Below are 19,647 nucleotides of genomic sequence, written 5' to 3'. Positions count from 1 at the left end.
AGAGGGCGTAGATCGCACCCCCCTCAATTCCTTCCTGCGAGATCATCAATTCGCCGCGCACCCGCTTTCCAGCGTAGGTGAGGGCAACATTCTTGACAGGCAGGCCAGAAAATTTCTGACGAAACACGGGCGACCACTGAACAAGAAAGCGGCTGTTGGCCGGCTTGAAGGGGTGGATGGTGATGCCCTCCGCCTCGAAGGCAGAAATCCATTTCGCATCTGATCCCAGATGAGGCCAGCTGGCGCCGCCGAAGGCGAGGATACTGGGCCTTGCGTCGAAGCCTTGCCATGCGGACCCTGCCCTGAGGCCCACGCCAAGGCCTTCGAGCCGCCGTAGCCAGGCTCTCAGAAGTGGCGAGGCTTTCATCTGTTTCGGAAAGACGCGGCCTGAACTACCGACGAAGGTCTCGATACCGAGGCCATTGGCCCAGGCAATCAGTGATTCGGGAGTAAATCCACGGATGGCAGGTTCAAGAAGGCTTCTTGCCTCTCCGTATCTTTCGAGGAGCTGTTCAAGTGGTTCGGAGTGCGTAAGGTTCAATCCACCACGGCCAGCAAGCAGGAACTTGCGAGCAGGTGAGGCCATGTGGTCATGGATCGTCACACGGTGGCCTGCCGTGGCCAGCACCTCTGCCGCCATCAGGCCCGAGGGCCCAGCGCCGAATACGTTGATATCTGCCACCACTCAGTCTGCGTGGTTCGCGGCGCAGGCCGGCATCATGGAGCGAGCGTCCTCATGCAGCCTCTCGCGAGAGCGGCTGACACATGCAATGCACACCTCCGCCGGCCTGCAGGAACATGCTCATGTCCGGGTCATAAACAGTGAAGCCTGCGGCGCGCATCTTGGCGTTGAGGTCCGTGGCGGTCGCGGTCGAGAGCACGCGGTCGCCGCCGAGCGTCACCACGTTGCAGCCAAGGGCCATTGTCTCCTTGAAGGTTGCTGGAATGATTTCGATCTTCTTCGATTTCAGCCACGCCACCACGTCATCCTCGGTGGTCTCGAGACAGACGGCCGCGCAATGCTCGTTCAGCATGCACACCATCAGATCGATATGAACATAGAACTGGTCGATCGGGGCGTATTTGATCTCCCAGCCTTCCTTTAGGAACCACTCTGCAGCCTGGTGGGCCGCCACCTCCTCCGAACGATGGTCGGTGTAACCCACCAGTGCGAGGCCATCACGGATGATGTTGAAGTCGCCACCTTCGAAATTGCCAGCCGAGATCATGTCGTAGATCGGGATGTTATTCTCGAGGTAGAAGCGAAGCACTGCGGCATACTCGCCGCGCCGTCTTGGATTTGCGAGCTGGCATACAACCGCGCCATAGGGCGACATGAAGGATGAATCGCGCGCATAGACCTGATAGGGGTTGGTCATGTCGAGTGGAAGAAAATGGGTGGTGACTCCCGCTTGATGATAGGCGTCCACCATTTCCCGGTGCTGGCGCATGGCCAGCTGTTTGTCGAACTTGTAGCCTTTGCGCAGCGTATCCCGCACCAGCGAAGACCATGCGGCATTTTCCAGCCCCATCCAGCGGAAGCTTTCGGCAGGGCCCAGAAGCACATCCTTCAGTACGCCTGTTTCCGACTTGATCTCAAAACGGCCTTTCATGCGTGGCGTTCCGCCAGTTTCGCGGCGGGCCCTAAGCGGCGTATTGTTCTGGCTCATGGAACTCTCCCTCAGACAGGGTTAGACACTAGATCACTCAATGGCAAAGTGGAAACCGCTTTTTTCATACGGACTGGCCTTTGACTTGGCATCAGTATGCGCGGTCGAAGTATTCAGCTGCTTTGATGCTGAAGATATCGACCGAAGTGACGTGGCCTAGGCTTGCCGGATAGTCTGCAACGGTTCTCGTTTGATGCAGGCCAAGGCGTTGCGCAAGCTTGGTTGAGGCGGTGTTGTCCCGCATGATCTTGCACCAGGCGCGGTCGGCTCCCAGCCGTTCGAAGGCAAGCGCCAGGAGTGCCGTGCCGATCTCCTGGCCGAGCCCCATGCGCCACATTGCCGGATGCAGGCCCCAGCCAATCTCGAAGGTCCTTGGATCTGACCGTATGAGGAAACCATCTCCGATTGCTTCACCGGATAGCTTTTCTTCTGCCGCGAGTTGAAAGGCGCTGCGTCGCTGATCGCCTTGTCGAGACATCGCACGTGCGACGAACATCTCGACCTCACGGGCGCTGGCAAGGCGCATGGCAATGAAGCGCTGGTAATCGTCCTGCATCATGAAGTTGCAAAAGGCAACGCTGTCGCGGGGCAAGATCTCGCGCAGAATGAGCGAGGGGGTCTCGAGGGCTGGAAGGCGTGTCGCAGTGCGCATCTCGACGGTCCGAATTCGTACGGTGGAAGAAGGTTACACTTGAACTCGCTTCGCAGGAAGCCTTCCATCGGTTCTTCTGCTTGCCGAACCACGAGGCCACGCTAAGCAATCATCCAATGCATGGCATAATGGGTCTGACAGCTACGACGCGGTGCTTCAAACCATCTGGAATGGTTGAGCCTACAAGATCTTTTGGCGCCATCGTGTGGTTATGCGCTGTGTCGGTCCGGCGACTGCCGATGCCGGTTGAGAAAATCCAGCACCGGAGGTGCAACTTTCTCAGCGGCCTCAAGCAGGATCGCGTGGCGCAAGACGGGCAGGATAACCAGTTCTGCGTGCGGCAGGGCAGCCGCGATCTGGCGGTTGAGCCGTGGGTTGCAGCCTCCATCATTCTCACCCGTCAGCACCAGGCAAGGGTGCTTCACCTCGTGAAGCCATGGCGCCATTTCTGTTTCGGCATAGATGTCGAAGACCGAGAGAAATACCTCCGGATCGGTGTCGATCACCTGCTGCATGCGGCGGCTGATTACGTCAGGTCGGTGAGCCGCAAACTCCGGCGTGAACCAGCGGTCCTTGAGGGTCTCCAGCACTTGCGCAATGCCCCTGGTTCGCATGGCGGCAACGACGGCTTTGACCTTTGCGCTGTCATCCTCGTTCCGAAAGGCGGCGGTAGAATAGAGGCCAAGGCTGAGCACATGCTGGGGGTATTTGCGGGCATAAGCGGGTCCGATCATGCCGCCCAGTGAATGGCCCGCAATATGCGCTTGCCGGAGCCCGAGTTCCGCCCGCAGTGCCTCTAGATCTTCAACCAGGTCATCAAGGGTGTAGGGTGGCCGTGGAACAGGTGATGCGCCATGCCCCCGCAAGTCGTAGGAAACGCAGCGGTAAGAGGTTTTGAGTAACGGAATGAGACCTGCAAATGAGGCACGCGATGCGCCTATTCCGTGGATGAGGATCAGCGGTTCACCCTCGCCCTCGACCGAGTACGCGGACCTGATGGGCACGGGCCTGCTCATTTATCGGGGTATTTCTCGCTCATCATTTCATAGCCGTGGGCCCAGTCCTGCTTGTCGACATCGACGAAGACCACGTCAAAGGCATCGGGATTGCCGCCGCCGTTGCCGCGAATGAAACCATCGATCAGCTCGCGCGCGATGGCTTTTTTCTGCTGGGGCGTGCGGCCCTTGAACATTTCGACCCGGATGATGGGCATGTTTGTCGTCCTTCTTGCTGAAATCTACGCTGCCTGCTTCTGTGTGCGGAAATGCGGCATCACCTCTTCGGCGAAGCGGCTCATCATGTCGAGGGTCATCTGCTCGTCCTGGCCGAAGTTCGAGGTGGTCAGCACCTCGTCAATCCCCAGATCTCTGTAGACCGCGAGGCGGTCGATCATCTCCTGCCTGCCGCAGAGCAGCAGATTTTCGGCAAGTTCCTCAAGGGTTTGGCTGCGCGGCAGTGGGCGGATGATGCCGTTGTCGACCAGGCCCGGACCGCCGAAGACGTTGTCGAAACTCTTGTAATAAGTCCAGGCTCGTTCGGCAACGTGTCGCTTCTCCTTCTCGCTGGCGACGAGGAACATTCCGCGTTGCAGGCTGAGGCGGGTGTCGAGCGGGCGGCCAGCGGCTAACTTGCCGCGGTTGAAAGCAGTGACCTGATCAATCAGCTGCTGATGGTTGCCGCCCAGCGGGGTTGTCTGGACGTGGTAACCGGCTTTCGCCGCCGCCTCTATGCCAGCGGGGTTCATCACGGCGACCATCAGCGGGATGCTGTCTTCCGGGCGAGGCATGATGGTCAGTGGCGGGAAACTATAGCGCGGGCTGCTCCAGGACACTTCCTCCTGTGTCAGCAGCGCATCCAGCAACTTAAGGTCTTCATCGAATTGCGGCTTCGTATCTCCGATTGCAACACCAAAGCGCGCCGTTTCGAAACCGAAGGCACCCTTGCCAACGCCCAGCATCAGGCGGCCGTCGCACAGGGCCTGGGCCTGAATCGCCTCGCCCGCAAAAATGCGCATATCGCGGATCGGAAGCTGGCACACCGACGTCACGAGCAGGATATGCTTGGTATGGGCGGCAATCTTCACCGCCATTTGCAGCGGTGAGGGGATGAGCAGGATATTGAGCAGGTGGTGCTCCGGAATTCCCACTCCGCGATAGCCAACCGCTTCGGCGTGAACTGCTTGCGCTACCACGTTCTTGTAGAGGCGTTTGCCTCCCATCGAAGGGTCCAGCATGTGGCTTGAGAGGAAGTGAATGAAATCCATGCGACACCTGCCGTAATCCTTGAAGAGTCTGGCAGATGGAATGTGCATTGAAAATCGAAATATTTTGGGCATTATGTTCGAAAAAATCGAATTTGAATTCCAATGAACCTGGAAGAACTGCGCACTTTCCTGGAGGTTGTTGAGACGGGCAGTCTTGTGGCCGCTGCCAAGCGGCTGAACGTGACTCCATCTACTGTTACGGCGCGCATCAACGGACTGGAACAGGAGGTTGGTCAGAAACTCCTGCATCGTAACAAGTCTGGTGCGGATCTGACCTCGCCGGGTTTCAAGTTCCATCGTTACGCCGAACTGATGGTGCAGCTATGGAGACAGGCCCGGAGTGAAGTGTCTCTACCCAAGGGTTTTGAAGGTGTCTGCAATATCGGACTGGACTTTGACTTATGGCATGGCCCTGGCCAGCGATTTCTTGATTATGTCCGGACCAACAGCCCTGGCGTCGCACTTGCCCTCTGGCCGGGCGAGCAGCGTATGCTCGACCGCTGGCTGTCGATCGGCTTGGTGGATATCGCCTTCTGCTACGCGCCTCAGGCTGGGGAGAGATTTGTCAGCCGTGTCCTGTTCGATGATGAACTGATTTTGGTCTCCGACACCCGATTGCAGACGCCTGGTTTTGACGCAAGCTATGTGTATGTGGATCATGGTGATGCGTTTCGTCGGTGGCATGCCACCGCATTTCCTTGGGACTTGACTTCAGCCTTGGTGGTTGCGTCATCTGACTGGGCGCTGGATCATCTGCTGAGACATGGCGGTTCCGGATATCTGCCGCGTCGCCACGTGGCGGCGGTCCTTGCCGAGGGGCGGTTGCATGAGGTGGCCGACGCGCCATCCTTTATCCGGCAGGTTTATGTCATTGAAAACGCCCAGACCGTCAGGCCGTGGACTTGGTACGACGCCGCTCTCGCTGCCGCCGCCAGTCGTTGAGGATATGAGCGACGAGGGCTGTAAACACAATGCTGCCCCCGATGAGTGTTCGGATGCCTGGTACTTCGCCATGGAACATCCACACCCAGACTGGAGCCAGCACCGGTTCGACGGTGCCAACGAGGGCGACAAGAGCGGCTGGCACCAGACGCGCGCCGGTTGAGAACATGGCAAGCCCTGCCCCGAGATTGATTGCGCCAAACAGAACAAGCCACGCCATATCCGGTGCGGTAACGGCAAACGCCCCGGCGAGGCATGAGGCGGCGGCAGCGGCCATGGCGGTACCAAGGCAGACGGCTGGCATCATCCGAACTTCTGTGTAGTGCCGGGTGATGACGATTGCTGTGGCGAACATGACGGTAATGAGTAGCGCCAGACCGTCACCCAGAGGTGAAACCTCGCCCGAGAACGAGCCTGACACCATGACGGCCACGCCAAAAATGACGGCTGCGATTGCAAGCCAGGTCGCCATGTTGACGCGTTCGCCGAAGGCCGACCACGCCAGAAGCGCCGCGAAGAGTGGCGCTGCTGCCTGGGTCAGCAGGACGTTGGCGACGGTGGTGAACTGCAACGCGATCACGAAGCAGGATGAGGCGATGCCGAAGCAGAACGCCACGGCAATTCCAGCGAACCCCATCGCCCGAAACATGCGAACGGTTTCCTTCGGTCCGCTGTGCCAGAGCATGAACAGCAGCAGGAAGAGCGAAGCGAACGACGCCCGCCAGAATACGATTGTCCAAGGGTCGGGTTCGGTGATGAAGCGCGCTATGGTTCCGCCAAAGCTCCAGAAAAGGCCGGCGCCGGCAACCAGCGTCACGCCGAATCGAAACTCGGCGGCCGAAGGCTGGGCGGGAATCGCTTGGCTTGGTGCAGACATTGGAGACCGTCTGTAGTCCGCTCCAGCAGGTCCCGGCAAGCGTGCTCGCTGCATGTCTGGCCTTGCAAGCGCGCAGGGCGACAGACAGGAAACCCCGGCCTTGACGGGCCGGGGCTCATTCGTAACTGCTGAAGGCGTATCTGCTCAGCAGGAATAATACATGTCGTATTCCACCGGGTGCGGCGTCATCCGGTAGCGGTCCTGCTCTTCCTGCTTGAGGTCCAGATAGCTTTCGATCTGGTCCTTGGAAAACACCCCGCCCTTCAGCAGGAAGTCGTGGTCGGCCTTGAGCGAGTCGATTGCTTCCTGCAGCGACCCGCAGACAGTTGGCACCTGGGCCAGTTCGGCGGGCGGCAGGTCATAGAGGTTCTTGTCCATCGCCGGGCCGGGGTGGATCTTGTTCACGATGCCGTCGAGCCCCGCCATGATGATGGCTGAGAAGCCAAGGTAGGGGTTCGCGGTGGGATCCGGGAAGCGGACCTCGACGCGCTTGGCCTTCGGGTTGGAGGTGTAGGGGATGCGGCAGGAAGCCGAGCGGTTGCGCGACGAATAAGCCAGCAACACCGGCGCCTCATAGCCCGGCACCAGCCGCTTGTAGGAGTTGGTGGAGGGGTTGGTGAAGGCGTTCAGCGCCTTCGCATGCTTGATGACGCCGCCGATGAAGTACAGCGTGGTCTCCGAGAGATCGGCATACTGGTTGCCGGCCATCTGCGTCTTGCCGTCCTTCCAAATCGAGAAGTGGCAGTGCATGCCCGAGCCATTGTCGCCGAAAATCGGCTTTGGCATGAACGTGGCAGTCTTGCCGTAGGCGTGGGCCACATTGTGGATCACGTACTTGTAGATCTGCATGTGATCGGCCGCCATCACCAGCGGCTGGTAGCGGGTGCCGAGTTCATGCTGGGCGGAGGCCACCTCATGGTGATGCTTCTCGACGATCAGGCCCATCTCGCCCATTGTGGACAGCATCTCGGAGCGCATGTCCTGGGCGGAGTCCATCGGGTTGACCGGGAAATAGCCGCCCTTGGTGCGCATGCGGTGGCCCATGTTGCCGGTCTCGTAATCGCGGTCCGAGTTGATCGGCAGTTCGACCGAGTCAAGTTTGAAGCCCGTGTTGTAGGGCTGGGTGGAGAACTTGACATCATCGAAAATGAAGAACTCCGCCTCGGGGCCGACGAACACCGTGTCGCCGATACCGGTAGACTTCAGATAAGCTTCCGTTCGCTTGGCGATCATGCGTGGATCTCGTGCATAGCCCTCGCCGGTGCCGGGGTCGAGAATGTCGCAGAACACGGACAGGGTGGTCTGGGCATAAAATGGGTCCATGTGGGCCGATGACGGATCAGGCATCAACACCATGTCGGACTCGTTGATGGCCTTCCAGCCTGCGATTGAAGAGCCGTCGAACATCAGACCGTCGGCCCAGGCGTCCTCATTCATCTGCGAGACGTCCATTGTAAGATGCTGCATCTTGCCGCGAGGATCGGTGAAACGCAGATCAACGTATTTCACGTCCTTTTCTTTGATCATCTTCAGAACGCCGGTGACGTCCATGGGCTTGCTCATGATGTTTTTCCTCTGATCTTGAGATGGTTGCTGAAATTTCTAGAGCGCATCGGGACCGGCTTCACCTGTCCGGATCCGAATGGCTTGTTCGATGTTGGAGATGAAGATCTTGCCGTCGCCGATGCGTCCAGTGCGCGCAGCAGCCTGAATGGCCTCGACGGCGCGGTCAACGAACTCATCAGCCATGACGACTTCGATCTTCACCTTCGGAAGGAAATCGACGACGTATTCGGCGCCCCGATAAAGTTCGGTGTGCCCCTTCTGGCGGCCAAAGCCTTTCGCCTCGGTCACCGTGATGCCCTGAAGGCCTACTTCCTGGAGAGCTTCTTTCACCTCATCCAGCTTGAATGGCTTGATGATCGCCTCGATCTTTTTCATGGGAGTCTTGAGCCTCGCAATTTCATTTGCCGAGGTTTGCAGGACCCATGCCAGTTGCTACAGCCAGCAATTTCATGCACTTAAGACGATGAGATCGTGGAAAAACACTTGATCTGCCTAAAACATGGGCATGTTTGCACGGAATTATGGCAGTTTCTGTGCGCTCCGAAGTGACTGGATCAGGTTCTGCAGATCCTTCTGTCGCAGTTCATCCATTTTTTCATGCAGCGCCATGATTTCAATTTCAGCCTTCAGGTTGACCTCATAATCGTGGCTGGCCTGAACGCGGTCTTTGGCTGACTGTCGGTTCTGCGACATCATGATGATCGGAGCCTGAATGGCCGCAATCAGCGACAGGAAGAGATTGAGCAGGATGAAAGGATAGGGATCGAAAGGCTGCTGCCCTGTCCGGATCAGCAACACCGTATTGATGGCTATCCAAATGCCGATTGCCAGCCCAAACAGCATCAGGAACGTCCATGAGCCGCCGAAGGCAGCAATTCGGTCGGCAAGTCTTTCACCAAGCGTGCGGTTTTGCTCAAAATGCGAACTGACGTCACGGGACACGGCAATGCGCCGTGCGACCCGCTCGATGACATGGCGTTCGCGTGCGGGCAGGTCGTCATACCCGATCTCGAGAATTCGTTTGGCGAGGAGTTTGACCGCATCGGTTGGGCTGGTGGTGGACATTGGCGCCTCCGGAGTGGGTTCTCGGGATTGGATCAGCATCGGCGTGAAGCGCCCCCCAGCGCAAGACCGAAAGCTTTGGGGGTGCAGAGCGCCTGCCTATGGGTTAGCCTTCGGGGCCATGCCTCAGGCCCTTCTGACACCCGACGAAATGTACCGCGCTGATACGCTGGCTGTGGCTGCAGGCGCCACATCGCTCACGCTCATGGAAAATGCCGGCCGCGCGGTAGCGGAGGCGGTTGTGCGGCGGTTTGCGGCGAGGCCCACCCTGGTTCTGTGCGGGCCCGGCAATAATGGTGGTGATGGATATGTCGCAGCGCGCTATCTCCGGCAGTGGGGCTGGCCGGTTCGTCTTGCCCGCCTTGGCGGGACGTCCCGGCATGGCGATGCCGTGATCATGGCCGCCCGCTGGCCTGGGCCCGTGGAGCAGGGGCTTGACCTCTCTGGAGTGGAGCTCGTTATCGACGCCATATTTGGTGCAGGGCTCTCCCGTGACTTTCCCGAGGAATGGGCTTCGGCGATTCTTGCTGTGGGCTGCCCGGTGGTCGCTGTGGACGTACCCTCCGGTCTTGACGGCGGCACTGGCCGACCCCGGGGGGCTAGCCTTCGCGCCGATCTCACAGTTACTTTTTTCCGTCTGAAGCCTGGCCATGTGCTCATGCCGGGTCGAGAACGGTGTGGAGAAACGATTGTTGCCGATATTGGCATACCGGCATCCGTGCTGGAGCAGGTCCGCCCGAGAGCTTTCGTCAATGAGGATATCGAGACGCCGGCTCTTGCCGCTTCCGGCCACAAATATAGCCGAGGTCATGCGGTCGTGGTCTCAGGCGGGCCGTTGCAAACGGGTGCGGCCCGACTGGCCGCGGAAGCTGCATTGCGAACTGGCGCCGGCCTTGTGACGCTGTCGGGCAGCCGTGAGGCCTTGGTCGTGCACGCCGCGCATGTAACGGCGGTGATGCTGTCTGATGAGCCGCTGGCGCAGCTGCTGACCGATCGGCGCAAGAACGCCGTGTGTATCGGTCCGGGGGCAGGGGTTGGGCCTGAAACACGCCAAAAAGTTGAAACCGCGCTGCTGAGCGGCGCGGCAACAGTTTTGGATGCCGATGCGCTGACGGTCTTCTCCGGCGCGCGCGATCAGCTTCGGCAACTCATTGAGCAGCTTCCGGGGCGGGCCGTGGTTCTGACCCCGCATGACGGGGAATTTTCACGTCTTTTCAGTCACCTGAGTATTAAAAATGATTCAAAACTTGAGATCGCGCGATTGGCTGCGGCACAAACTGGGGCTGTTGTGGTTCTGAAGGGGGCAGACACCGTGATAGCCGCCCCGGACGGACGGGCGCGGGTCAACGTGAATGCGCCCGCCCGCCTCGCTACAGCGGGTTCGGGCGATGTGCTGGCGGGCATGGTCACCGGGTTGCTTGCGCAGGGCATGGACGTTTTTGCGGCAGCCTCGGCGGCGGTCTGGCGGCACGGAGCGGCCGCAACGCGCCTCACCGGCGGCAGCCTGACGGCAGAAACACTTCTCGCCAGCCTATGAAGTTCAACAGTCCCATAACCCTGCTGCTCGTAACGGGCCTGGCCTTTGGTTGCAATTTTCCACTCGGAAAGATGGCCGTTGAGGCGGGTGTCAACCCTGCCGTGTGGGCGGTGGTGATCTGTTTCGGGGCTGGAGTGACCGTTCTTGTCGCTGCCCGGCTTTTTGAGGAGGCACATCCGCAGCCTGTTCCGGGCATGATGCGCTACGCCGTCACGTCCAGCCTTGTCTCGAACGTCATTCCCCTGACATTGACATTTTCGGCCATGCCGCACATCGGGGCGGGGCTGACGGCCATTCTGGTGGCCACCTCGCCAATCTCCACGGCCTTGCTCTCCATGCTGTTTAAAGTCAGGCCACCACGTCTTCTCGACCTGGCGGGGCTGGCTCTCGGGCTTGTGGGGGCGATCATCATCGTGATCGCGCGGCATCAGTTCCTGCCTGGAGGGTCAACTGGCTGGCTGCTTGCCGCAGCGTCGATTCCTCTCTTCCTTGGGGCGGGGAATGTCTATCGCAGCCTCGGCTGGCCGCGAGGTGCCGCTCCCATGCGGCTTGGCGCAGCAGTCAATCTTGCGGCGGTGCCGCCCTTGTTGCTGCTCGCCGGACTGCAGGGCGAGTTAAGCCTGTCAGGACTGACCCAGGTGCCCGTTCTGGTGGCGGTGCAGCTTGCGGCAGCTACCCTAATGTACATCACCTTCTTTCGGCTTCAGGCCGTGGGTGGACCGACCTACCTCTCGCAGATCGGGTACGTTGCGGCCGCCGTCGGCGTGGGGATTGGCGTCAGCCTGCTCGGTGAACGTTACCCACCCTTGGTTTGGCTCGGAATTGGGGTGATCGCCCTCGGCATTGCCCTGACCAGCTTGTCGCAGCGACGGCGTTGAAGATGGACCGTTTCTTCTCTGGCATACCGAAAACCCCTCTGCTATAGACCGCGCCCATTGCAATGGCCCGGGGCTCTTGCCTGCGCGCGGGCGTGGTGAAATTGGCAGACACGCTGGATTTAGGTTCCAGTGGGGAAACCCGTGGGGGTTCAAGTCCCTCCGCCCGCACCATGCGCGCACGGCGAACCCGTCCCGACGCCCGAGACTGAACTGTTTAGACGGAAGCAGGAACGATGCAGGTAACCGAGACGCTCAGCGCTGGCCTCAAGCGCGAATACAAGGTTGTGGTGAACCAGGCCGAACTCGACCGGGAACTCAACGCCAAGCTGATGGACCTGTCAAAACGGGCGAACATCAAGGGTTTCCGTCCGGGCAAGGTGCCGGTTTCGCACCTTCGCCGCGTCTATGGAAAATCGGCGATGGCCGAGGTGGTGCAAAACACCATTGATGCCAAGTCGAAGGCGCTGCTCGAGCAGAAGAATCTGAAGCCGGCCTATCAGCCGGAAGTCAAGCTGTCCGATGATGAGGGTGAAGTCCGGGCAGTGATGGACGGGAAGGGCGATCTGGCGTTCTCCGTGTCGATGGAGATCATTCCCGACTTCGACGTGAAGGATCATTCCGGCCTCCTGCTCACCCGCCATGTGGTGGAGGTAACGGAGGACCAGATCAACGAAACCCTCAAGCGCCTCGCCGCCAATTCGAAGAGCTTCGATGAGAAGGGTGGCGCTGCCGAAAAGGGTGATCGTGTGACGATCAGCTTCACCGGCACGATCGATGGCAAGCCATTCGACGGGGGATCAGCAGAGGATGCCGCGCTGGAGCTGGGCTCGGGCCAGTTCATTCCCGGGTTCGAGGACCAGCTCATCGGAGCGAAAGCGGGTGACGAGCTCACTGTAAAAGTCACCTTCCCGGCCGAGTACGGCGTGGCAGCGCTGGCAGGCAAGCCCGCTGAATTTGCCACAAAGGTGACCAAGGTCGAACAGTCAAAGGAAACCGCCATCGATGAGGCCTTTGCCACCCGCATGGGCTTCGACGATCTGGCCAAGCTCAAGGAGATGGTGAAGGAGCGCACGGCCTCTGAATTCACCCAGATGAGTGCCATGAAGCTGAAGCGCGACGTACTGGATGCGCTTGACAATGAATATGCATTTGCATTGCCCGAGCGTCTCGTGGAGGCAGAGTTCAACGGCATCTGGAACGCCCTGGTGGGCGAGATGAACCGCTCTGGCAAGAGCTTCGAGGACGAAAACACGACCGAAGAGGACGCCCGCAAGGAATACCGCACGATCGCAGAGCGCCGTGTGCGCCTCGGCCTGGTTCTGGGCAGGATGGGTGAACAGGCAAATGTGCAGGTCACGGAGCAGGAACTGCAGAACGCGCTCATGGCCCGGATGCGTCAATTCCCCGGCCAGGAGAAGATGGTCATTGACTACTATCGCAAGAACCCCGGCGCCATGATGGAATTGCGTGGGCCGATCTTCGAGCAGAAGGTGGTCGACACCATCGTTGCCAAGGCCAAGGTGACTGACAAGACCGTCTCCAAGGAAGAGCTTCAGACCATGGTCCAGGACGAGGACGAGCCAGCGTCGGCAACCTGACCAAAACAACCAAAGATTGCTGTCTGTCCGGGGTAACCAGGCGGCCGGCGCTCTCGCCGGGCCGCGGCGATTGGTCCATGATTTTGATGCTGCAAGGGAAAATGGAAGCTCTTCCATCCTCCCGCAGGCTCCCCTATCTATAGGTCAGATAAGTCAACCGATTCACCCGAAGGGCAAGCATGCGCGATCCTGTTGATCACCTCACCACTGGCGCGTTCTGGCCGTCGGTCATCCAGCAGGAGAGCCGCGGCGAGCGCGTCTATGACCTGCCGTCGCGGTTGTTGCGCGAGCGCATCATCTTCATAACTGGTGCCATTGATGACACCGTTGCAGCCTCGATCTGCATGCAGCTCCTGTTTCTGGAGGCGGAGAACCCCAAAAAGGAAATCTCCATGTATATCAACAGTCCGGGCGGGGTGGTGACATCTGGGCTGTCGATCTATGACACGATGCAGTTCATTCGCTGCCCGGTCGCCACGACTGTCATGGGACAGGCCGCGTCGATGGGGTCGCTGCTGCTGACGGCAGGAGAGAAGGGGCTGCGCTTTGCTCTGCCCAATGCGCGCATCATGGTACACCAGCCATCTGGTGGCTATCAGGGGCAGGTGACTGACATCCTGATCCACGCCCGAGAGGTGGAAAGCCTCAAGCGGCGGTTGAACGAGATCTATGTCCAGCACACCGGGCGGGATTACAAGACCATCGAGGAAGCGCTGGAGCGCGACAATTTCTTTACGGCAGAGGCCGCGCTGGAATTCGGCCTCATCGACAAGGTCATTGAGAAGCGGGCAGTCCCCGCCGATCAGAAGTGAGACATAGAAGGGCTGCTGGCAGCACATGGCTGGCAGCAGGCGGCAGGGCAATCAAGTGTTGATTAACCCTGTATGACCATGCTGAATTAATGACTGCAGGCCTATCATGCAGCACAGGTTCGAGGAGAGCTTATGAGTAAGGCGACGGGGAGCGACAGCAAGAACACCTTGTACTGCTCCTTCTGCGGCAAGAGCCAGCATGAGGTGCGCAAGCTGATTGCGGGTCCGACCGTGTTCATCTGCGATGAATGCGTCGAACTGTGCATGGACATCATCCGCGAGGAAAACAAAACCTCACTGACCAAGTCCAAAGATGGCGTACCCACCCCCCACGAGATCCGCAAGGTACTGGACGATTACGTGATTGGCCAGGAGCACGCCAAGAAAGTGCTCTCGGTAGCCGTTCACAATCATTACAAGCGCTTGAACCACGCTCAGAAGAACAATGACGTGGAATTGGCGAAGTCGAACATCTTGCTGGTTGGGCCCACGGGCTCCGGCAAGACCCTTCTTGCCCAGACCCTGGCCCGCATTCTTGACGTTCCCTTCACGATGGCAGATGCCACGACGCTGACCGAAGCTGGCTATGTCGGCGAAGATGTTGAGAACATCATCCTGAAACTGCTTCAGGCTGCCGACTATAATGTCGAGCGGGCTCAGCGCGGCATTGTCTATATCGACGAGGTGGACAAGATCAGCCGCAAGTCGGACAACCCCTCCATCACCCGCGACGTGTCGGGCGAGGGCGTTCAGCAGGCGCTGCTCAAGATCATGGAAGGCACGGTTGCCTCCGTTCCCCCGCAGGGTGGCCGGAAGCATCCGCAGCAGGAGTTCCTGCAGGTCGACACCACCAATATCCTGTTCATCTGTGGTGGTGCCTTCGCAGGGCTGGAGCGCATCATCAATCAGCGTTCAAAGGGCTCTGGTTTGGGTTTTGGCGCCGAAGTCCGGTCCTCCGAGGACCGCCGCACTGGCGCCGTGTTGCGTGAATTGGAGCCGGAGGACCTTTTGAAGTTCGGTCTGATCCCGGAATTCGTCGGTCGTCTGCCCGTCGTTGCAACACTTGAGGACCTCGACGAGGCGGCTTTGGTGCAGATCCTAGTCGAGCCCAAGAACGCGCTCGTGAAGCAGTATCAGCGACTTTTCGAGATGGAAGGCGTCAAGCTCACTTTCCCTGAGGAAGCGCTGGCGGCCATTGCCCGCCGGGCCATCGAGCGCAAGACGGGTGCCCGCGGCCTGCGTTCCATCATGGAGTCCATCCTGCTGGAGACCATGTTTGACCTGCCAGCCATGAGTGGGGTCGAAGAGGTGGTGATCTCCAAGGATGTGGTTGATGGTGCTGCCAAGCCACTGCTGATTTATGCAGACAAGCAGGCGGGCAAGGCGACCGTTTCCGCCTGACGCCGTCCGATAACTGCACGTGACAGGGGCAGATTGAGCCGGATTGAAAATCGGCTGCGGGCTCTCCACATACGTTTTCAACAGCAGGGCTGCGCAGTAACGGGATTTGTGACTAAACTGCATGTGATTCACTTGCGCGCGGCCCCTAGCCGGTAAAACCGGGCGCCCCTGTCTGGCGGCATTTCTGCGCCGGACGCTGGAGCGGCCCATGAAAGGAAGTCAAATGAGCAAATCCGCCGCCCCAGCCGCTGGCAGCCGCGAGACGATCCCCGTCCTGCCACTCCGTGACATTGTCGTATTCCCGCACATGATCGTGCCGCTGTTCGTGGGCCGTGAAAAGTCCATCAAGGCGCTGGAAGAAGTGATGCGCGAGGACAAGCGCATTCTTCTGGTCGCGCAGAAGAATCCGGCAGACGATGATCCGGCCGCCGATGCAATCTATGAGGTTGGCACGCTTGCGCAGGTCCTGCAGCTTCTCAAGCTTCCTGACGGCACTGTGAAGGTGCTGGTCGAGGGCTCCGACCGGGCCCGGGTCCATGGCTTTGCTGCGCGTGCGGAGTTCTTTGAGGCCGATGTCGAAGTTATGGCTTCAGATTTCGGCGCTCCTGCCGAAACCGAGGGCCTCGCCCGCACGGCCGTGTCGCAGTTCGACAGCTATGTGAAGCTCAACAAGAAGGTCCCGCAGGAGGTTCTTGCCACGGTTTCGCAAATCACCGATGCGTCCAAGCTCGCCGATACGATTGCCGCCCATCTGGCAATCAAGATCAGCGAGAAGCAGGAACTTCTCGAGATGACATCCGTGCAGCAGCGGCTCGAGAAGGTTTACGCCCTGATGGAGGGTGAAATTTCGGTCCTGCAGGTCGAGAAGCGCATCCGCTCGCGCGTCAAGCGCCAAATGGAGAAGACCCAGCGCGAGTATTATCTGAATGAGCAGATGAAGGCCATTCAGAAGGAGCTTGGCGACGGCGAGGAAAAGAACGAGATTGACGAGATCGAGCAGCGCATCAAGAAAACGAAGCTCTCCAAGGAAGCAAAGGAGCGCGCTGAGGCGGAAATAAAGAAGCTTCGGCAGATGAGCCCGATGTCGGCGGAAGCGACGGTCGTTCGCAACTATCTTGACTGGTTGCTGGGTATTCCATGGGGCCATAAGAGCAAGGTGAAGCACGACCTCAAATTTGCTGAGGATGTACTTGATGCTGACCATTTCGGCCTCGACAAGGTGAAGGAGCGTATTCTCGAATACCTTGCGGTTCAGAGCCGGACCAATAAGCTGCGCGGTCCGATCCTTTGCCTTGTGGGACCTCCCGGCGTTGGCAAGACATCGCTCGGCAAGTCGATTGCCAAGGCGACGGGGCGCGAGTTCATCCGCATGTCGCTGGGCGGCGTGCGCGATGAAGCGGAAATCCGCGGTCACCGGCGCACTTATATCGGCTCCATGCCTGGCAAGGTCATCCAGTCGATGAAGAAGGCAAAGAAGTCCAATCCGCTTTTCCTGCTCGACGAGATCGACAAGATGGGCATGGATTTCCGCGGCGATCCTTCGGCAGCCCTGCTCGAGGTCCTCGACCCTGAACAGAACGCCACCTTCATGGATCACTATCTTGAGGTCGAATACGACCTCTCGAATGTGATGTTCGTGACGACGTCGAATACGCTCAACATTCCACCGGCGCTGCTGGACCGCATGGAGATCATCCGTATTGCGGGCTACACGGAGGAGGAGAAGCTGGAGATTGCCCGGCGTCACCTTATTCCGAAATCCATGGAGCACCATGGTCTGCAGCCAAAGGAATTCGAGCTGAGCGAGGAGGCTCTCTACGAGGTTATCCGCCGCTACACCCGCGAAGCGGGCGTGCGCAACCTCGAGCGCGAGATCAATTCACTCGCCCGCAAGGCAGTGAAGGAGTTGATGAGCCTCAAGTCCAAGAAGAAGGTCATTGTAACGCCCGAGGTTGTGCACCAGTATCTTGGCGTGCCCAAGTTCCGCTATGGCGAGGCCGAGCGCGAGGATCAGGTCGGTGTGGTCACCGGGCTTGCCTGGACCGAAGTGGGCGGCGAGATCTTGACGATCGAAGCGCTGATGATGCCGGGCAAGGGCAAGATGACCGTGACAGGAAATCTGCGCGACGTGATGAAGGAGTCGATTTCGGCAGCCTCATCCTATGTGCGTTCCCGCGCAGCAACGATCGGTGTCAAGCCGCCGGTATTCGACAAGCGCGACATCCACGTGCACGTGCCGGAGGGTGCGACGCCGAAGGACGGTCCGTCAGCGGGTATCGCCATGGTAACTGCCATCGTGTCGGTCATGACTGGCATTCCGGTTCGGAAGGATGTCGCCATGACAGGCGAAATCACCCTGCGTGGCCGGGTGCTGCCGATCGGTGGCCTCAAGGAGAAATTGCTTGCGGCGCTGCGGGCTGGCATCAAGACGGTCATGATCCCTGAGGAGAACGTCAAGGATCTTGCTGAAATCCCTGAGAATGTGAAGAAGGGTCTTGAGATCATCCCGGTCTCGCGCATGGATGATGTTCTCAAGCATGCTCTGGTGCGCATGCCCGAGCCTATTGAATGGGACGAGGAGGCTGAGGAAGCCGCTGCTGCTGCCCGCGCCGCTGCCGAGAAAGCGGGGGAGGGGACGGTGCGCGCTCATTGATGGAGCATGACTTGCCCCTGCGGCCGAATCGACCGCAAATGGACGATGGAAAACCACAGGGGAGACAGCTACCACAGAGAGCTCTTATCCAGTAAGTCTCAGATCAAACCAGCCCCGTGCGCCCTCAGAAGCCGCACGGGGCATTTCTTTTGGCTGGTCAGTATTTCACGGCGAGGTTCACGTAGCCGCCCCACCAGTTCTCGGCCAAGCCCTTGGCAGCATCGCGCAGGCCTTCGCCCGGAACCGACAGCGCGCCGCCGGCCGTGAGGAAGAGATTGGCGGTGAGGACTCGCGTATATTCGAGATAGATGTCGTCGGAGAGATGCGGCGTCTGGACGCCCGAGATGAGGATCGGCGTGCCGTTCTCGAACTGCACCTCGGCGCCCTGGCCGAACTGGATCGGGCTGTTCTCCTGCGCCGCCCGCGCATGCCAGTAGCGCGCTTTCACGAAATCGCGCTCCGACACCATGAGGTCGAGGCCGAAGCGGTGCGCCATCACGTTGGAATTGTAGAAGGCGAGCGAGGCGTTGCCACCGGTGGCCCAGCCGGTGGGCGTGCCTTCATAAAACAGAGAGTCGAAGCGCTCATTGACGGCGGTCGAAGGATCGTCGCCCGAGAAATAGCGGAAGGCGTAGCTGAACACCGGCATGTAAGGCAGGCTCGCCGCCGTATAGCCGATCTCCGCCTGGCCGCCCCAGGCCTGCTGGTCGATGCGCGGGTTCCATTCATAGGCGAGGTCGGCGGCGAGCCACAGGCCCGGCAGGTCCGTGAAGGGCTGGGAGCGGCCGTAGCCGTGCAGCACATTCATGCCGTCGCGGCCTCCGGGGATGATGACGAGCGGCGCGGCCAGGGCAGGGTAGTCCGACTTCAGAACCTTGATGTAGGCGAGCCCGGCATAGTCATGTGCCGACCAGTCGTAGCGGGCATGAAAACCACTAAGCTCGGTGAGGCTGTCGCCCGATTCGAGTTCGCTCGGATCGAGATAGAACTGCTCGAAGGTGAGGCCGCCGAAGCGCTCGCGGGCGATCGCCGCCATGTCCCACGCGGTGCGCGGCGCGAGCAGAACGGCGCCGCGCTCATAGCCGTTGCCGCCGCCCATCTGGATCAGCATGCCGGAGCCGATCGCATAGTCCTGCATTCCGGCCGAAACGTCGAAGCTCATCTCCGGCGATGCGCTGAGGCGCAGGCCGCCATAGGCATTCTCCACAGTGACCGCGCCGGTGTTGCCGGCGTCGAAGACGTCCATGCCCCAGGTGTAGGAGGCAACCGCCGCAAGACCGCCGTAGAAATCCAGCGCGGAGGTGGCCGCGATGTCGAGCTCGGCAGAAGGCTTGACGTAGCCCTCCGTCCAGGACCGGTCCGGATCGAAGGGCTCGGGCGGCGGGAAGGCGTCCGTCAGGTTCCACCAGCTGTTGATTTCGCCTGAGGTCTGCACCGCCGCATCGAGGCCGAGTTTCAGCCGCCAGCCCTCGCCTGTGAACAGCAGGGGGCCGGCTGGCGCCTCCTGCGCGCGCGCCGCCTGCAGAGCGGTGGCCCACGCCATGCCGCACAGCGCGGCGGCCAGAATGCGGTGGCGGTATCCCGGCACAGCGGCGGTCAGGGCGTCATGCTGCTGCCTGGCTTGAGCGATCCGCCCGCCTGCCGCGGCGGGAATTCCTTCAGCGAGGCGAAGTGAGCATCCAGCAGGTCGCGCACCAGGCCGCCCAGGAAGGCCTTCTTCATCGCCAGCAGGTTGG

At 59.9% G+C, this 19,647-nt stretch carries 18 protein-coding genes and 1 tRNA gene; 8 read left to right on the top strand and 11 right to left on the bottom strand.

Annotated elements, in window-relative coordinates; genetic code table 11:
- The 6 genes from ACILRN_RS07630 to ACILRN_RS07605 form a co-directional block, all read right to left on the bottom strand.
- On the bottom strand, positions 1-682 hold a 682-nt coding region (locus tag ACILRN_RS07630; protein WP_395687033.1), incomplete at its 3' end, for a TIGR03862 family flavoprotein.
- A 52-nt stretch (positions 683-734) separates the two neighbouring features.
- A complete protein-coding gene (locus tag ACILRN_RS07625; protein ID WP_395687031.1) occupies positions 735-1,670 on the bottom strand; it encodes a dimethylarginine dimethylaminohydrolase family protein in 936 nt (311 codons plus the stop codon).
- A gap of 91 nt (positions 1,671-1,761) precedes the next feature.
- Complete coding sequence (locus ACILRN_RS07620) at positions 1,762-2,322, bottom strand: GNAT family N-acetyltransferase (RefSeq protein ID WP_395687030.1); 561 nt, start codon at positions 2,320-2,322, stop codon at positions 1,762-1,764.
- Positions 2,323-2,531: 209 nt separating this feature from the next.
- Positions 2,532-3,326: an alpha/beta fold hydrolase gene (locus ACILRN_RS07615; RefSeq protein WP_395687028.1), complete on the bottom strand. Its 795-nt coding sequence runs from the start codon at positions 3,324-3,326 to the stop codon at positions 2,532-2,534.
- Positions 3,327-3,334: 8 nt separating this feature from the next.
- On the bottom strand, positions 3,335-3,559 hold the full coding sequence (locus tag ACILRN_RS07610) for a tautomerase family protein (protein ID WP_395687037.1): 225 nt from the start codon (positions 3,557-3,559) through the stop codon (positions 3,335-3,337).
- A complete protein-coding gene (locus tag ACILRN_RS07605; protein WP_395687026.1) occupies positions 3,560-4,585 on the bottom strand; it encodes an LLM class flavin-dependent oxidoreductase in 1,026 nt (341 codons plus the stop codon).
- A gap of 102 nt (positions 4,586-4,687) precedes the next feature.
- On the opposite strand from ACILRN_RS07605, the gene ACILRN_RS07600 reads away from it, so the two are divergent.
- Entirely contained in the window at positions 4,688-5,527 is an 840-nt protein-coding gene (locus ACILRN_RS07600) for a LysR family transcriptional regulator (protein ID WP_395687024.1), read from the top strand.
- Here ACILRN_RS07600 and ACILRN_RS07595 read toward each other — a convergent pair.
- The 4 genes from ACILRN_RS07595 to ACILRN_RS07580 all read right to left on the bottom strand — a co-directional run bounded on the left by ACILRN_RS07595 (position 5,475) and on the right by ACILRN_RS07580 (position 9,035).
- The gene (locus ACILRN_RS07595; RefSeq protein WP_395687022.1) at positions 5,475-6,404 is read right to left on the bottom strand and encodes a DMT family transporter; all 930 of its coding nucleotides are present in this window, start codon (positions 6,402-6,404) and stop codon (positions 5,475-5,477) included. The two genes, ACILRN_RS07600 and ACILRN_RS07595, sit on opposite strands and share 53 nt — an antisense overlap.
- 144 nt (positions 6,405-6,548) lie before the next feature.
- Positions 6,549-7,955, bottom strand: coding sequence for a type I glutamate--ammonia ligase (glnA, locus tag ACILRN_RS07590; protein ID WP_395687035.1), 1,407 nt, complete (start codon positions 7,953-7,955; stop codon positions 6,549-6,551).
- Positions 7,956-8,006: 51 nt separating this feature from the next.
- Entirely contained in the window at positions 8,007-8,345 is a 339-nt protein-coding gene (locus ACILRN_RS07585; RefSeq protein ID WP_395687020.1) for a P-II family nitrogen regulator, read from the bottom strand.
- A gap of 144 nt (positions 8,346-8,489) precedes the next feature.
- The gene (locus ACILRN_RS07580) at positions 8,490-9,035 is read right to left on the bottom strand and encodes a DUF1003 domain-containing protein (protein ID WP_395687019.1); all 546 of its coding nucleotides are present in this window, start codon (positions 9,033-9,035) and stop codon (positions 8,490-8,492) included.
- Positions 9,036-9,153: 118 nt separating this feature from the next.
- Here ACILRN_RS07580 and ACILRN_RS07575 point away from each other — a divergent pair, with 118 nt between their 5' ends.
- From ACILRN_RS07575 to lon, 7 genes are all read left to right on the top strand, one after another.
- A complete protein-coding gene (locus tag ACILRN_RS07575) occupies positions 9,154-10,569 on the top strand; it encodes an NAD(P)H-hydrate dehydratase (protein ID WP_395687017.1) in 1,416 nt (471 codons plus the stop codon).
- Positions 10,566-11,447, top strand: a complete 882-nt coding sequence (locus ACILRN_RS07570) for a DMT family transporter (RefSeq protein ID WP_395687015.1) — start codon at positions 10,566-10,568, stop codon at positions 11,445-11,447. Before ACILRN_RS07575 ends, ACILRN_RS07570 begins: the two co-directional genes overlap by 4 nt.
- Positions 11,448-11,533: 86 nt before the next feature.
- A tRNA-Leu gene (locus ACILRN_RS07565) sits at positions 11,534-11,618 on the top strand.
- A 62-nt stretch (positions 11,619-11,680) separates the two neighbouring features.
- Positions 11,681-13,045 (top strand): trigger factor, encoded by a 1,365-nt coding sequence (tig, locus tag ACILRN_RS07560; protein WP_395687013.1) that lies wholly within the window; start codon positions 11,681-11,683, stop codon positions 13,043-13,045.
- 179 nt (positions 13,046-13,224) lie between these two features.
- The gene (locus ACILRN_RS07555) at positions 13,225-13,857 is read left to right on the top strand and encodes an ATP-dependent Clp protease proteolytic subunit (RefSeq protein WP_395687012.1); all 633 of its coding nucleotides are present in this window, start codon (positions 13,225-13,227) and stop codon (positions 13,855-13,857) included.
- A 132-nt stretch (positions 13,858-13,989) separates the two neighbouring features.
- Positions 13,990-15,258: an ATP-dependent Clp protease ATP-binding subunit ClpX gene (gene clpX / locus ACILRN_RS07550; RefSeq protein ID WP_395687010.1), complete on the top strand. Its 1,269-nt coding sequence runs from the start codon at positions 13,990-13,992 to the stop codon at positions 15,256-15,258.
- A gap of 223 nt (positions 15,259-15,481) precedes the next feature.
- The gene (lon, locus tag ACILRN_RS07545) at positions 15,482-17,911 is read left to right on the top strand and encodes an endopeptidase La (protein WP_395687008.1); all 2,430 of its coding nucleotides are present in this window, start codon (positions 15,482-15,484) and stop codon (positions 17,909-17,911) included.
- Positions 17,912-18,068: 157 nt separating this feature from the next.
- Here lon and ACILRN_RS07540 read toward each other — a convergent pair whose 3' ends face one another.
- A complete protein-coding gene (locus ACILRN_RS07540) occupies positions 18,069-19,499 on the bottom strand; it encodes a hypothetical protein (RefSeq protein ID WP_395687007.1) in 1,431 nt (476 codons plus the stop codon).
- Positions 19,500-19,647: the final 148 nt, after the last annotated feature.

This window comes from Aestuariivirga sp., assembly GCF_044238155.1.
Lineage (GTDB): Bacteria > Pseudomonadota > Alphaproteobacteria > Rhizobiales > Aestuariivirgaceae > Aestuariivirga.
This window is presented reverse-complemented; position numbering and strand designations above follow the sequence as displayed.

What these genes read in the sequence shown, in the direction of transcription:
- ACILRN_RS07625 (WP_395687031.1), bottom strand. Translation starts at nt 1,670, where the DNA reads ATGAGCCAGAACAATACGCCGCTTAGGGCCCGCCGCGAAACTGGCGGA.
- ACILRN_RS07620 (WP_395687030.1), bottom strand. Translation starts at nt 2,322, where the DNA reads ATGCGCACTGCGACACGCCTTCCAGCCCTCGAGACCCCCTCGCTCATT.
- ACILRN_RS07605 (WP_395687026.1), bottom strand. Translation starts at nt 4,585, where the DNA reads ATGGATTTCATTCACTTCCTCTCAAGCCACATGCTGGACCCTTCGATG.
- ACILRN_RS07600 (WP_395687024.1), top strand. Translation starts at nt 4,688, where the DNA reads ATGAACCTGGAAGAACTGCGCACTTTCCTGGAGGTTGTTGAGACGGGC.
- ACILRN_RS07595 (WP_395687022.1), bottom strand. Translation starts at nt 6,404, where the DNA reads ATGTCTGCACCAAGCCAAGCGATTCCCGCCCAGCCTTCGGCCGCCGAG.
- glnA (WP_395687035.1), bottom strand. Translation starts at nt 7,955, where the DNA reads ATGGACGTCACCGGCGTTCTGAAGATGATCAAAGAAAAGGACGTGAAA.
- ACILRN_RS07585 (WP_395687020.1), bottom strand. Translation starts at nt 8,345, where the DNA reads ATGAAAAAGATCGAGGCGATCATCAAGCCATTCAAGCTGGATGAGGTG.
- ACILRN_RS07580 (WP_395687019.1), bottom strand. Translation starts at nt 9,035, where the DNA reads ATGTCCACCACCAGCCCAACCGATGCGGTCAAACTCCTCGCCAAACGA.
- ACILRN_RS07575 (WP_395687017.1), top strand. Translation starts at nt 9,154, where the DNA reads ATGCCTCAGGCCCTTCTGACACCCGACGAAATGTACCGCGCTGATACG.
- ACILRN_RS07570 (WP_395687015.1), top strand. Translation starts at nt 10,566, where the DNA reads ATGAAGTTCAACAGTCCCATAACCCTGCTGCTCGTAACGGGCCTGGCC.
- tig (WP_395687013.1), top strand. Translation starts at nt 11,681, where the DNA reads ATGCAGGTAACCGAGACGCTCAGCGCTGGCCTCAAGCGCGAATACAAG.
- ACILRN_RS07555 (WP_395687012.1), top strand. Translation starts at nt 13,225, where the DNA reads ATGCGCGATCCTGTTGATCACCTCACCACTGGCGCGTTCTGGCCGTCG.
- clpX (WP_395687010.1), top strand. Translation starts at nt 13,990, where the DNA reads ATGAGTAAGGCGACGGGGAGCGACAGCAAGAACACCTTGTACTGCTCC.
- lon (WP_395687008.1), top strand. Translation starts at nt 15,482, where the DNA reads ATGAGCAAATCCGCCGCCCCAGCCGCTGGCAGCCGCGAGACGATCCCC.